The sequence below is a fragment of the Halobaculum saliterrae genome (assembly GCF_009831625.1).
Lineage (GTDB): Archaea > Halobacteriota > Halobacteria > Halobacteriales > Haloferacaceae > Halobaculum > Halobaculum saliterrae.
Genome location: NZ_WUUS01000002.1, coordinates 214,492 through 227,742, shown reverse-complemented (window position 1 = coordinate 227,742; position 13,251 = coordinate 214,492). Strand labels below are relative to the sequence as shown.

General features: G+C 61.6%; 14 protein-coding genes and 3 pseudogenes. 9 read left to right on the top strand and 8 right to left on the bottom strand.

Annotation, left to right across the window (positions count from 1 at the left end):
• Positions 1-24 precede the first annotated feature (24 nt).
• Together GRX01_RS04005 and GRX01_RS04000 are read left to right on the top strand one after the other, a co-directional pair.
• A complete protein-coding gene (locus GRX01_RS04005; protein WP_159663665.1) occupies positions 25-333 on the top strand; it encodes a CopG family transcriptional regulator in 309 nt (102 codons plus the stop codon).
• Positions 333-821 carry a PIN domain-containing protein gene (locus GRX01_RS04000; protein WP_159663663.1) on the top strand — a complete coding sequence of 163 codons (489 nt, stop codon included), beginning with the start codon at positions 333-335 and terminating at the stop codon, positions 819-821. Before GRX01_RS04005 ends, GRX01_RS04000 begins: the two co-directional genes overlap by 1 nt.
• 73 nt (positions 822-894) lie before the next feature.
• Here GRX01_RS04000 and GRX01_RS03995 read toward each other — a convergent pair whose 3' ends face one another.
• Together GRX01_RS03995 and GRX01_RS19440 are read right to left on the bottom strand one after the other, a co-directional pair.
• Positions 895-3,789 carry a UvrD-helicase domain-containing protein gene (locus GRX01_RS03995; protein WP_159663661.1) on the bottom strand — a complete coding sequence of 965 codons (2,895 nt, stop codon included), beginning with the start codon at positions 3,787-3,789 and terminating at the stop codon, positions 895-897.
• Positions 3,782-6,361, bottom strand: a complete 2,580-nt coding sequence (locus GRX01_RS19440) for a PD-(D/E)XK nuclease family protein (protein ID WP_159663659.1) — start codon at positions 6,359-6,361, stop codon at positions 3,782-3,784. The genes GRX01_RS03995 and GRX01_RS19440 overlap by 8 nt, the downstream gene beginning before the upstream one ends.
• A gap of 297 nt (positions 6,362-6,658) precedes the next feature.
• Between GRX01_RS19440 and GRX01_RS03985 the strand changes: the two genes are divergently transcribed.
• A complete protein-coding gene (locus GRX01_RS03985; RefSeq protein WP_159663657.1) occupies positions 6,659-6,910 on the top strand; it encodes an AbrB/MazE/SpoVT family DNA-binding domain-containing protein in 252 nt (83 codons plus the stop codon).
• Positions 6,911-7,345, top strand: coding sequence for a PIN domain-containing protein (locus GRX01_RS03980; protein WP_159663655.1), 435 nt, complete (start codon positions 6,911-6,913; stop codon positions 7,343-7,345). It begins immediately after the preceding gene.
• A 37-nt stretch (positions 7,346-7,382) separates the two neighbouring features.
• Here GRX01_RS03980 and GRX01_RS03975 read toward each other — a convergent pair.
• A pseudogene (locus GRX01_RS03975) lies at positions 7,383-7,493 on the bottom strand (transcriptional regulator TrmB); the annotation flags it as partial.
• 318 nt (positions 7,494-7,811) lie between these two features.
• Between GRX01_RS03975 and GRX01_RS03965 the strand changes: the two are divergent.
• Both GRX01_RS03965 and GRX01_RS03960 read left to right on the top strand, forming a co-directional pair.
• Positions 7,812-8,081: an AbrB/MazE/SpoVT family DNA-binding domain-containing protein gene (locus tag GRX01_RS03965; RefSeq protein WP_159663651.1), complete on the top strand. Its 270-nt coding sequence runs from the start codon at positions 7,812-7,814 to the stop codon at positions 8,079-8,081.
• Between the two features lie 6 nt (positions 8,082-8,087).
• Entirely contained in the window at positions 8,088-8,486 is a 399-nt protein-coding gene (locus tag GRX01_RS03960) for a PIN domain-containing protein (RefSeq protein ID WP_159663649.1), read from the top strand.
• A 103-nt stretch (positions 8,487-8,589) separates the two neighbouring features.
• Here GRX01_RS03960 and GRX01_RS03955 read toward each other — a convergent pair whose 3' ends face one another.
• From GRX01_RS03955 to GRX01_RS19080, 5 genes and pseudogenes are all read right to left on the bottom strand, one after another.
• On the bottom strand, positions 8,590-9,042 hold the full coding sequence (locus tag GRX01_RS03955) for a hypothetical protein (RefSeq protein WP_159663647.1): 453 nt from the start codon (positions 9,040-9,042) through the stop codon (positions 8,590-8,592).
• Entirely contained in the window at positions 9,039-9,551 is a 513-nt protein-coding gene (locus GRX01_RS03950; RefSeq protein WP_159663645.1) for a winged helix-turn-helix domain-containing protein, read from the bottom strand. The genes GRX01_RS03955 and GRX01_RS03950 overlap by 4 nt, the downstream gene beginning before the upstream one ends.
• Positions 9,552-9,622: 71 nt before the next feature.
• Positions 9,623-9,739 (bottom strand): annotated as a pseudogene (locus tag GRX01_RS19580) (transcription initiation factor IIB family protein); the annotation flags it as partial.
• 167 nt (positions 9,740-9,906) lie between these two features.
• Positions 9,907-10,044 (bottom strand): hypothetical protein, encoded by a 138-nt coding sequence (locus tag GRX01_RS18745; RefSeq protein ID WP_201289497.1) that lies wholly within the window; start codon positions 10,042-10,044, stop codon positions 9,907-9,909.
• A gap of 119 nt (positions 10,045-10,163) precedes the next feature.
• A pseudogene (locus GRX01_RS19080) lies at positions 10,164-10,277 on the bottom strand (DNA-binding protein); the annotation flags it as partial.
• A gap of 119 nt (positions 10,278-10,396) precedes the next feature.
• On the opposite strand from GRX01_RS19080, the gene GRX01_RS03935 reads away from it, so the two are divergent.
• From GRX01_RS03935 to GRX01_RS03925, 3 genes are all read left to right on the top strand, one after another.
• Positions 10,397-11,689, top strand: a complete 1,293-nt coding sequence (locus GRX01_RS03935; RefSeq protein WP_159663643.1) for an outer membrane protein assembly factor BamB family protein — start codon at positions 10,397-10,399, stop codon at positions 11,687-11,689.
• Positions 11,690-12,009: 320 nt separating this feature from the next.
• On the top strand, positions 12,010-12,225 hold the full coding sequence (locus GRX01_RS03930; protein ID WP_159663641.1) for a hypothetical protein: 216 nt from the start codon (positions 12,010-12,012) through the stop codon (positions 12,223-12,225).
• Between the two features lie 373 nt (positions 12,226-12,598).
• Complete coding sequence (locus GRX01_RS03925) at positions 12,599-13,225, top strand: hypothetical protein (RefSeq protein WP_159663639.1); 627 nt, start codon at positions 12,599-12,601, stop codon at positions 13,223-13,225.
• Positions 13,226-13,251 lie beyond the last annotated feature (26 nt).

Genomic DNA, 13,251 nt, shown 5'->3' with positions numbered 1-13,251 from the left:
TCTATGTGTCCGTGCATACAATGTATGTACATGAGTACGAAGCGCGTCAATTTCAGACTTCCTGAGGAGTTAGTCACCCAAGCCGATATCGCGGCGGAAGTGACCCACAAGGATCGGACAGAGATTCTCATCGAAGCGCTTCGGCAGTACCTGACTGAGATGGAGTCTGAAGCGGACTTTCGGGAGGGAGTTATCGAGCTGTATCTTGAGGACCACATCGAGTTCGACGCGCTTGTCGATGTTATCGGGCGCCAAGACGCGGAGTCCGTCCGTGCATCCAAGCAAGTACTCGACCAAGGTGACGAGTTGGCTCAGAAACTCGCGGACCTGTAATGCTCGTTGTCGATACGAGCGCGTTTGTCTCGCTTGGCGTCACGTCAGTATACGGGTCTGTGTTCGCGGAGTTCGACGTTGCGACGACTGACTGTGTCCTCGATGAGCTCGAGCAGACTGCGGAGTATGCTGATCGCCACGGTACTGCCGCAACTGCGATCCTCGATTCTCGCGACTCGTTCGACGTCTTCGACAGGAGCGGAGAAGCCTTCACCACGAGCCGTATCGACGATGGGGAAGCCAGTTGTGTCGCCCTCGCGCGTGCACAGGAGGCCCCATTCCTGATCACGGATGATTATCGGGCGTTACCGGAACTCCGACCGCTCGTACCGGGCGACGTTGCCGTGTCACCGCTGATCCTCCGTGCGCTTACTGACCGTGAGGTACTCACCCAGTCCGAAGCGGAGGCTGCATTCGAGCACATGGCGTCGGAACGCGACTGGCTTGAGGCGCCAATCTACCGGTATGCCCGACGCGTGTTCGAGTGAATTCAGGGCAATGTAGTGTGAAGTACCTCGGGGTCAAGCCCCGAGGCACTCTGCCTTGATCTCTGTAGAGTTGTCAATGGTGTCGCCCTCTCGATAGCCGATCGAGTTCGTCGATCGAAACCGGATCGACAGTAACCGACGTAGCGGTCTGTGTGTAGAAGACAGTCGCCTGAATCGACCGGTCGGGGTACACACTTGCGAGCACGTGGTAGTACACACTCAGCTGCGTTCGGTACTCGTCGTGGGCCAGCCGGTCGGGGTCGGTCTTGTAATCGATGATCTCGACGCTGTCGGCCGTCACGTGGACGAGGTCGATGATCCCCGCGAGCGTCACCTGTGGGTCGCCGGGCAGCGGTAGCAACGCAGGCTCTTCCGGAATGAGTTCCCCATCGAGATCGTCGATGAGCGTCGCGACGGCGCGCTCGTCGTCGTTGCTCGGTTCGACGGGTTCGTCGAGCGCGTACGCCTCGGCGAAGTCGTGTACATCGGTTCCGAAGTCCGTCCCACGACCGCCGTCGCGCTCTTCGTAGACGCTGTCGTCCATGATATCGTGGACACTGAGGCGTCGCGGGACGGTGCTACTGTCGGGGATCGTCGTCTCGAACGGCGTGGCAGCGTCTCGATCGACCGTGACGTGTTCGGGTGCCGGCTCGACTGTCGTCGCGTCGATTGAGAGCCCGTCCATGAAGCGACTTGGGTCGTCCCCAGCGGTGAACAGGAGGTGTCGTTTCGCACGCGTCATCGCGACGTACAGCAGGCGCCGCTCTTCATCGTACGTCGACGGTTGTATCGACTGCAATAGCTTCGTCGGCCAATGCGGGTAGACGTGCGGATGGGCGCCCGCGTCGCTGTATGCCCGCGTTTGGCGAAGTCCCAACTCGTCATCGTAGACGATCGGGCAGCCGGGTGGCTGGCCGTAATGTGGGAACGCGCGGTCGTTGAGGTTTGCGAGCATGACGATCGGGTACTCGAGCCCCTTTGCACCGTGGATGGTCTGCAGGGTGACGGCGTCCTCGCCCGGACTTGTCTCGATCTCGACGGTGGTCCCCGCAGTGAGGTTGGCTTCGATGTACTGGATCGCCTCGCCCCGCGTGAGCGTGCTGGTCTCGTAGAGGCTCGTAAGGTGATCGACGAGCGCATCAGCGTACGCGCTGGTGCGTCCGTAGCGGTCGAAGACGCGTCGAAGGAAGCCCCCGAGCGTGTCGATCGCTGCAAGTTCCTCGCGGAACTGCACCATCGCGTCGGGATACGCTTCGGTATCCAGAATCGTCTCCGTGCGATCGAACGAGTAGCCGGCGCGCTCAAGGACGACGGCCCACCCACGACGGGCGTTTGATTCGGCGATCCGCAACCACGCGAGTGCGAGCTTCGCCTCTGGGGTATCGAACAACTCAACGCCGCCTTCGTAGGCGACCGGAACGCCGTACTCGTCGGCGACGGCGAGGAACTCCCGAGCGAACGCGCGTGTTCGGGTGAACACAGCGATGTCTCCGTACGACGGCGCACCCAGTCGCTCGCGCTCGGCTGCTTCCTGCTGTGCAGCGGTGGCATCGGGGTCCGGTTGCGGGTCGTCGGTGACCTCAACTGCGTAGTCGTCGTTGCCGACGACCAGCTGGATCCGATCGAGGAGAAGTTCGTGTTCGTTCGATGCGTGGTACGCGTCGATCCGTGCGTTGTCGACGTGATTCGTCGCCGCGAGCGAGCGCTCGCCCGCCAGCGGATCATCCACGTCTTCGCTGTACGTCGCCGGGATCGAGAGACTCTGCTCCGCGAACTCAAGGATCGAGGCCGAGGAGCGATAGTTCTCGTACAGCGGAATGGTGGTGACCGACTCGACGGGGTAGTCGATGCGGGTTCGGTCGGCGTTCAACTCGCGGGTGAACCGCTCGAGTCGGTCGTCGAACGCGGTGATGTTCTCGACGCTGGTGTGTTGGAAGCCGTAGATCGACTGTTTCCAGTCCCCGACAACACAGAGGTTGTTCGTGTCCGCAAGCAGCAGCGCGATCTTGAACTGGAGCTCGTTCGTGTCCTGAAACTCGTCAATCATCACGTACTCGTGGGCGACCTGCTCGCGAACTACCGGCCGGTCACACAGCATGACGAACGCCAGCGCCAGCATCAACCCCTGCGTGAGGTAGTCGTTCCGGAGCGCGTAGGCGAGATATTCGTGGTAGACGTCGTGGACGAACGCCACCAGCGCTGTCCGATCCTCGTCGTAGGCGCGTTCGATGACACCGAGATCGACCTGTGGATCGTCGTGGACCTCGGCTTTCGAGGGAGCGTCCGGGGCGTACTCACTCGCGTCCCACCCGCTGACTGACCCTCGTGCGTCGCTGTTGGTCGGACCGGAGGCCCCCTCGCCTGGGGCGTTTGCGTCGGCGACGGTGTCGAAAAACGCCTCGCGGTCTCCGTGGAGTGGCCCAGCAGTCGACCGGAACCAGCCGTCACGGGTGGGGATAACGCCTTTTGCAGCGAGCTCGCCGACGAGCGCGTGGAGCGTGGCGGGGTCACGGAAGATACGCAACATGTCTGCGTGTTCCGGATGGTCGTCGGCGAAGGTGGACATGAACCGTTGGAACAGTTGCCGTTCGCGAACTGGCTCCTCGATGAGGTCGATTGAGTCGGGGATCTGGTCGTCAATGCCCAGCGTCTCGGGGACAGTGTGCCCGTAGCGACGCAGCAGTCGGAAACAGTAGGCGTGGAAGGTGCTGATGGGCGCGCCTTGGAGTTCCCGGAGGTCGTAGTCCGTTTGTTGGACGATACGCTCGCGCATCTCTCGAGCGGCGTTGCGAGTGAACGTGACCAGGAGGATGTCCTCAGGTGTCGCGTCGGTTGAGTCGAGGATGTGGGCGTACCGCCGGGTGATCCCGAACGTCTTGCCGGTCCCGGCGCCGGCGTCGACACGATAGATCCCGTCGGTAGACTCGATGAGTCGCTGCTGGTTCTCGTTCGGAGTCGGCTCAGACATCGTCGATCACCAGATCTTGGGCGTCGACGCGATCCCAGTTGGGGCCGTCTTCGTTGGTGCGGATGGGGAAGCCCTCCTCCCGATAAGCTGCGAGGCGCTCGCGTTGGGCGGTAACGAACGCTTCGAAGGCGTCCAGGTCCTCCGTGAGGTAGCGCTCGCCCACGAGGCCGTCGATATCCTCAATGGCTGAGCGACAGCCGCGTTCGACGTATTTCGTGTCCTTGACCCGGGTTTTGGTGTACTCGATGAACGATTGGATAATGGCCTCCCGTCGCTCCGGGTCGACCCCCTCACGTGGAAGGTCGTGTGACTCGAAGAACTCGCGATATGCGTCGTACCCGAGCGGGTCGAGTGCTTTCACGCGGTCGTTGGAGTCGGCGTAGTCGGTGACCGCGTCGAACGCCTCGCGGCGGGCGGCGAACTCGCCGAACGTACAGGGCAGGTACTCGACCGTGGTGACCAGCTCATCAAGCGGGACAGTGTCGCCACGGGCGAGTTGCGTGTCATGTTCGAGAAGGTGGACGAATCGGATCTCCAGTGGCTGGTCGGGGGTTTCACGGCGATGTTGGGCGAGATACGCCGCCGCTTGGAAATTCGGCTCGTCATGCAGCGGGTCGAGTGCCGCCTGTTGGCGCAGCTTTCCAGCCGACGACTTAGAGCCGGTCTTGTAGTCGATGAGCGCCGTCTCCGAATGGAGCAGGTCGACGAAGCCGTGGAGTCCGATGTCCGGGGCTTGGAACCACCGCTCGGTGAGTGGAGAGTCGACAGTGAGTCCCAGCCGGTCGGCGAGGTTGTTGGACTGCGAGCGGTCGCTGTACGTCTCGTGCGGTGTGTCGGTCGGCGGACGGGCGTCGAGATATCGCTGTATCGTCTTGAGTGCAATCTCACACTGCGTTCGTTCGACTCGTTCGCGGGCCGTCGTCGCGTACGCACGAATCTGGTCGAGCATCGCGTCGACGACCTCAGTGTGCCGCTCGCGAACCGCATCCGGATGCGTGACACACAGCTCTGCGGCCTCGTGGATCACGGTGCCGCGAGCCATCGGGATCGTCGTCGGTGACTCGACCAGTCGGTGGAAGAACTCCTCACGGGGACAGTTGGCGAGGCGTTGGAGGGTGGACTGGCTGATCGTCTCCGGTGGCTCGGGGTCTGTGTCCGGTTTGTCGGGGGCGACGAACGGGGTCCCGACGCTCTCCCGCGTCGCGTCAGCACCGTGGGTCGTGTGCGGCAGGTCACTGAACGACTCGACGGAGTGCTCCACGAGGTCTTGGAAGTACACACACGGGGAGGTGTCTGCGTCGGCCTGCGATGCTTGGACGAGGAAGTGTCGCTCCTGCCCGTTCTGGAGGAGGATCTCGAAGCGGTCGAGGTCTTGCTGGACGTGTTCGACCGGGTCGATCCACGGTTTGTCTGGGGGTTGTTGTGCCCACCCGTCTCCTAAGCCGAGATAGAATACGACCGGACGGTCGACGTAGCTGGTTGCCGCGCCGTCGGTCAATAGTATTCCTTCGTTCGGCTGGTCGACCGGGATGTCGAATGACTCGATATAGTACCGGAGTTGGGTGAGTCGCTGCGGCGTGAACGCTGTCGAGAGGAGACCGAGCTTGGCACACTCCTCGCGAAGGTGGGTGAGTGAGGTCTCGGCGGCCAGTTCGTACGTCGATATTGCGTCGTCGACAGTGCCTGTGTGGAGCGCGTCGGCGAACTGCTCGTAGGCAGAGCCGATGTCGACACGATCGACACGACGGTGATCAGCAGTCCTTGCGAGGTCGATGCCAAGTCGTTCGATGAGCGGGCGTAGTTCGGCAACGCGCAGATCACTGCCGGTGAAGACCGCGTCGGAAAGTCGAAGGAAGGTCCGGACATCGGAGTCGTCGATGAATCCTGGGCCACCTTGATACGGAATGCCGGCGGTCTCGAGTGCGGACTCGACGAGCGGACTGAGGAGACTCGACTCGTCAAGGACGATCCCGACGGCCTCGGCAGTGTGGGCATCGAGTTGCGTGATGAGCGCGTCGACGATCGCCGAGGTGGAGGGGAAAACGTGAAACTGAGGGAGGGAGGTCGTGTCACCGGTGAAGGGGTCGACCTGCTTGTAGGAATTGGGGAGGAGAGTACGGTCGAGAGGGCTCAGTCCCGCCTCGTTGATCACCGCCACATCGGTGCTGTCGGGGAGCTTCGTAGCTTCGAGATCGTGGTAACTCGAATCGGCCGCTTGGAGGATGTCGCGAGTGGTATGGAATTGCGGCGTGTCGAACTCTGGATAGTCGGTGATGCTGTCGAGTGACCCCGTTGCGTCCCAACACTGGAGACACCGGTCGAGCGCCCGGTGGGCCTGCTTCCATGTGAGGCTCGTGTCGTTGATAAGGTGTGTAAACAGCCGTCGGCGGTCGCTGGGGACGAACTCGTTTGCGGCGTAACTTCGCGGTGTTGCACTGGCGCGGCCGAGGCGTGGGGTACTGGTGTGGCGGTCCAGTGCGAGTGTGAGTGGTGGATCCGCAGAGAGTGTGAGCTTGGCCTCGCGTGTGTCCGCAGCGAGGGTGTCGATGGATTTTGCCTCCCGAAGTGGCACGCATTTGCCTCACGGAGGCGCTGTTTCAATGTGTCGTCGTGGTGGACGCGTCGGGTCGACATGAGTCGCTGGGGGGCGGGTAGCAGATCTAGCACGATGTGATCCGGGCTGCCGAGAGTGTGGTCTCGCCGTTGGGGTGGGTTCGCGAGCGGATTCAGCGGGCGGTGTCGGGGGTCGTGGAGCCGTCGCTGGGGGAGGTTGGGTAGATAACCATCCTCTTCGTCGGAATCGCTCTTTTGGGACTGGGTAGTGTTGCGCCACACTAGGCCTTTCACCGTCGGCCACATACCGGGAGGTATGAGCAGCGACAGAATCGACGCCGAAAGCAAGGTGTCTGGAAACCAAGCAAATATCCCTGCCAGGATTCGTCGGGAGCTCGATATCGACGATGGTGATCAACTCCGTTGGCATCTCGAAGACGACGGGAGCATTCGGGTCCAAGTAATCCAACAGCAAACGGGCACGTTCGCCGACTTCGACGGCTACGCTGGTGAGCAGCAGACCGATGCCACAAGCGATCACGACGCCTGGGGCGTCGACGTCGAGTAAATGCCTCGTGCACTCATCGATACGACAGTCCTCTTTGCCGCCGCATACCGACGGGATGGATCCCACGATGCCGCGCTTCCCGTGCTCCACGGCATCGACAATGGAACGCTCCCGGAGGCAGTCGTCCTCGACTACGTACTCGCTGAAACGCTCAACGGCCTCACGACCCATGCCGGCCACGACGCAGCCGTCGATCTCCTCGATCGAACCGAAGAAAACGCCCGCTTCCACATCGACTCACTCACCACTGACGCCCTCGCGACAGCGAAGTCCTTCTTTCGCCAACACGAACTGCTTTCCTTCGTCGATGCCTGCATTATCGCGTATATGCAAACCGAGGGACTCGGCTACCTGTATGCATTCGACGATGATTTTGACGCAGTCGAGGATATCTATCGACTCGATACAGCAACGAATCCCTACGATCCGAACTGACGCTGGCAGACGCCACGTCTGGCGACGATGTTCGGTCTCAAGATAGTCGCATCTCGTAGTTAGCCGCCAGCTCCTGGAACTCATCCCACTCCGGGAGCCGGTCGGCGTCGAGTTCGCCGTGCGTCGCGAGGTAGCAGAGCAAGGCGTCGGATCGACGTGGCTGACCGCGCCACGAGCTAATCCTCCCTCCGCACAGAATGATCTTTCTCGCCGGTTGCAACCGCTACACACAGCGAACCCTCCTCCGCGACATTCACAATCGATTGACGAATCAAGCTGGGTGTGAGGACGTGCGCTATCGTCCGTCTCGACGCCGACCCTGGTACGTCATCGCGGATGTCGATCCGACGGCGTTCGCCCGCGCACCTAGCGGACCGTCAGGGAGGGGAGCACACCGCCGCAACATCGGGGAAAGCCAAGAGAAATACGGGAAAGACCTTTCCCAAGCGTGAACGTACACACACCCATGGCAACGAACACCGACGACCGCGGGCGAATCTACCTACCAAAGGACGTCCGCGAACGGTTCGGCGAGCAATACCGGATCGTCGAACTCCCGACACACGTCGCGTTGTTTCCGATCGCCGACGATCCTCTTGCGGCCGTCGAGGACGCCGTCGGCGACCGCCTAGAGGGAACGCCGTCGGACGAGCTGAAAGCCGAGGCGCGGCGGAAGGCTCGCGGGGAGGTCGCGACTGAACGCGAGGAGATCGACGCCGCGGGACAGACACGGTAACCCGGGATGTACGTCGAAAGCGATTTTCTGTTTGCGCTCGCGAAACCCTCTGATTGGCTGAAAGCGGACGCCGAGGCAGCACTCGACGAGTACGACGTCCACACGTCGATCGCGACCTATGTGGAGTTTCTCGTCTATTTCTACGACGAGAAGGACGCGGAGTACACGCTTCCCGTCACGCAAGTGATTCCGAACCTCCTGGAGCTCATCCCCGTCCAACCGGACGAGCATGAGGACGCACTCCTCGCAGCGACGGCGTTCATCGACGAGGAGGAGCTTACACCATTCGACGCTGTCCACGCCGGAATCGCCCATGTCGAGGGCGAATCCGTCCTTTCAACGGACCGGGCGTACGATTCGGTCGGCGTCGAGCGGATCCCGCTCGACGAGGTCGCCGAGGAGTAAGCGCTCCGAACGCACGCCCAACACAAGCAACGTAATTCGGCGCCGATAGCGCGCGTGTTGCAGAGAATAGACGTGGCTGACCGCGCAATGCGCTAATGCCGCTTCACGGCGGGTTTGATACGCTATTCAGCTGCTCCATGTCGTCGTCCTCGTACGCAGCCCGCCACATCGCATGGACGGCACGCGTCACGAGTGAGACCTCGGTCACGTCGATACAGGACGGTTCGGCGTCCCTTGTCACGGCTTCAGGCGGACGGTGGAAATGGATCTCAGGAGCGTGTGTATTCGGGTGGCGATCAAAGCGCCAGTTGACGTCGTCGCTATCGACGTACTGGAACGAATACATCTCCAGTTCGCTCCACTGGATGTCGAGCCGAGCACTGTCGGCGTCGCAGAGTCCATCTTCGAGATTGATCTGCAGTTCCGTGGGGGCGACGTCGTCGTCGTACGCTGTTTCGTCGACAAGCGGTTCGAGTTCGAGCCAGAGGCCACGAATCCGCTGGAGGGCCGGAAGATAGATCGGCCCGAACTCGCCGGCACGGTCGTCCTTGCTCATACGGCGAGCTGGTGGCTGGCCTCGTCGTAGGCGAGTGCGGCTTGCGCGACGGCAAGATTTTGCCGCGTCGTGCGCCAGGCGGTGAGGTCGTCCCAGCCGTCCGTCTCGTCGGCGTCGAGCTGCTGGGCGAGTCCCTCCGGCGACACCACGTCATAGCGGTCCTCGTAGCGCCGGATCTCGGCTTTCATGTCTTGGATACTGTCGAGTAGCTCCGACCGATCGACTTCCTCGCGCAGCTCACGGATCCGAGACATCAAGATCCGGTCGCTGTTGCGCTTGTACAGCGTTGTTTGGCCGTCTGGTTCCGTCTCGGCGAAGCCCGTGTTCACGAGCGTCTTGCAGTGTCGACGTGCGGTTGGCTCGCTCACGAGTGCGCGATCGGCGATCTCGGCGGCCGACTGCCCGTCGTGGGTCTGTTCGACGATTTCGTAGACCCGCTCGAACGGCGTGGTCTCTGATTTCCAGTCAGATTTGACCTGCTCGTTGACGTCATCCCACGTCTCGGTCATAGGGGAGTTAACGCATGGAGGAGTCAAATAGTTTTCTTGAGAAATTATTCATACTTCATCTTGTGCTTCGATCAGTCTACCTGTTCCTCCAACGTATCTTGCTGTGCCCGAACAGTCGCCGTTGAGGCGTTCGCCACCGCCGCGGCTACGGAATGGGTCAGCCATCGCCCTTCCTCGCGACTGGCCTGTAAACCGCCTCGAAGTCAAGACCCGAAGCCTCTCGCGGATTTGTACATGGACCTCCGGGCGCTGTACCCACTGAACTCTGAGATGTTTTTGTTGAGATAGATCCTGGGAGGGACCAAACAGTAGTATCGAAGAACGAGTGGACGCCGAGAGACTGCCTTCTTCCGTCTTATTCGGTGGCGAGTTCGTCGTAGATTTCCTCATGCTCGTCGAGGTCCTGGTGGCCAAGGAACCGCATGAGGTATTGCCGTGCCTCCTCGGCGGACATCTTGTCGGGAGTCACGGGCTGCTCACTTTCAGCGGCCATTCTTACGCCTCACTATGGGGGTCGTCGTCATAATCATTCGGTTCGTAAGACTCATGATCAACTGTGTCGTGCTCTGTTGGCAGCTGGACTGTGCCGTCAATTCGTGTCAGCCAGAGGTTGATGGTCGCCACGAACGCCGGCGTCTCGTCAACGACCGGGAAGCCATCTCCATCGACCACCTGACCGCCCGCGTTCTCGAATGCCTGTTCATCGACCGAAACGACCTTTCCGCTAAGCGTTTTTGCGAGTCGCGGTCGTCGAGCGCCGGGGGGCTTTTGAGGGGGTCCGAATTGGCGCTACCAGCTGTTTGTCCCTCCAGAAGGGGTTTACCACAGCGCTAGCCACAGGGGGTATGGTCCCGCTGACGCGTCGACAGCTCCTCCAACAGACGGCGGCCGGCGGAGGTGTTCTGTCACTTGCCGGCTGTACCGCACCGAACCTTCCCGGTCGCTCTGGTGGCGAGTCGGTTCCGAAACCGTTCACGAACGACGCATACACTGCGAGTTACAGCACCGCTGGCCGCTGGCTGCAGGACGGTCACGATGGTGGCCGAACTGGAAACGCAACCTCCACAGTCCCCCACGGCGACGTCGATGTCGCCTGGCTTCGCCGTCCGGGGACTGACCCCCATAGCGCAACGGCGCCGATCGCCGGTCCGAACCGGGTCTACATCGCCTATGTCGAATCGCCAGATGATGCCGAGCACTCGGAAGCCTACCTTGCAGGGTTCGGCGCCGAATCCGGCGAGCAGCAACTCGACGTGGAACTCGGAACAGGCCGTGTCGCGGGCCTTGCGCTCGTCAACGAGACGCTATTGGTTGTCACACGAGGGCCCGACTACGAGCAGGCGGTGCTGACGGCACTCGCTCGTATCGACGGATCGACCCACTGGACGGAGACGATTCCGGATGTAACTGGCTCGCCAGCAGTTGTGGACGGCACGTGCTACTTGGCGACACGAGATGAGGATAACGCAGTGTACGCCTACACGCTGGATGGTACCCAACAGTGGCGGACAGCCATTGAGGGGGAGTGCTACACAGCACCCTGCGCCGACAGCGAGGGGGTCTACGTCGGATTAACCGATGGGCGCATTGCCGCACTCGATGCGACGACTGGGGATCGACGGTGGAGCAACCAGATCGCCACCCCAGACGAGTGTTGTCCGGATATTCAGGGCACCCCGACGGTCGCCGACGGCCGCCTGTACGTCCCGGGCATCGCCGAGGAACTCGTTGCCGCCGATACCGCAGATGGAACCGTGCTGTGGCGGACAACCGTCGTCGACGACGACTACGGGAACGCGATTCCGTCACCAGCAGTCACAGGCGAGACGGCGTACGTGACTACCCATCACGGTGGCCTCGTCGCGATCGACATCGCTGATGGATCCATTCGGTGGCAATCAGACGAAACCGGAGACGACCAACCGCCTGCTGCCGGCGACGGTGGTGTGGTCGTCCCACGGAGTGATTCCGTCGTTGCCTACGAGACGAGTGACAGCCGGGCATGGACCATCGAAATCACCGTCCCCGATATCGGAATGGCGGGGTACGTGATGGACACAGAGGTCGCACTAGCGCACGGGATGTGCTATGTCGGGGTTGCCGATGGGCGAATCTACGCAATTGGGAGCCGCGAGTAACAGCACACGCGTGGCTGGCAAGAACCCCGTCTACACCTCGAACCGGCGGGCAACCGTGTAGGACATATCGATACTCAATTGATGAGTCTGCTACTATGCTTTCTGCTCGTGAGATTCCGGAGTCACGTTTGGTCCGCAGATCCACTGAGCGGCTGGTTCACCACAGATAGTATCTGAATCATAGGACCTCAACAGAGCTAGGAGGGTGAGAAGGACACGACAGAGTTCGTGACCGAGCCCCACCCGGCCGGCGTCGCGCTCAACCACGCCGAAGACCACTAATTCCAGACCCTCGAACGGTATCTTAGGAGGTAGGAGAAATGGTACGGGATCCGGAGCCGGTGACGGACGACGAGATCGAGGCCGCCCGCGAGAAGATGGGTGAGCAGCGGGAGGATATCCGTGAGTACCTGGCCGACGAACTCGGTGGCGACCCGAGTGACTACGACAGTCGTGCCTACTTTCAGGACATCGTCGACGATGTCGACGGAAGCGAGGGGCAAGCTGTTCCCGATGGCGGCGAAGGATCCGAGTGACGGCTCTGGTCACTGGCTGCTGAGTCCCTGATACGGATATCGAGCCTGTCACGTTCGTTCTACAGGGTCGTCATCGATCTGTGCCCCCGTGGAATGCGTCGATGTACGAGGTGGATCTCATCAAATCGGTAGTGGCCTTCGTTCCCGTTGTGTGCGTCTAGTTTCCGCAGCGGCGCCGTGCTGAATAGCACCGCGATGGTCGGGTCATCACACTAGTTGATCCGCTCGAAGAGGTCGCGGTGCTCCTCGGCCAGTTCGTATGCAGAACGCGTTTCAAAGTTCCGTCGTGTCGATCAGGGTGACGCCGGCGCCGGATATTGTTGCAACCGACCGGCAGGCGCTCGAAGCGATTGTCTAGGAGGTGGGCATCGAGTTGGAGTACGAGGGCGCCTTCGAGTGGGTCGCCTTCTGTCCACGTCGCGGTGGGGATGGTGGGGCGCTGACGCGGTACTTCGGCCGGCGACGTGGGGAGTCGTATCCGGACGAGGGTGTGGGTGAGGCGGTGAAGACGCGGGGGATCGAGTGCCGCCAGGACGACACGCCGGCGTGGATTGTGCGGTTGCAGGCGTCGTTGATCCGAACGTTGGACCGGACCCACGACGTTGAGGCCGTCGTCGGGGAGCTGCGGCGGTGGCTCAGGCGGCTAGAGGATGGGGACGTTGACCCGTCGGAGTTGCTGGTGACTCAGCGGGTGTCAAAGCGCGCTGAGCAGTACCGCTACGAGACGGTGACGGTGGCGGCGTTGAAGCGCGCGAAGTGGAAGGACTGTGCGCTCGAGCCCGGCCAGCGCGTCGAGTACCTCGTGGTGGATGATGATGCAACTGGGTTGGGGCGGGTGCGGTTAGGGCACGAGTCATTGGGGCGGTACGATGTTGGATGGTATCGTCGGGAGGCGATTCGGGCTACCGAGAGTGTGGTGTCGCCGCTTGGGTGGGATCGAGAACAGATTCAGCGGGCGGTGTCGGGGGTTGTGGAGCCGTCGTTGGGGGAGTTTGGGTAGCTTGCGAAATCCCAACCCATCGACTC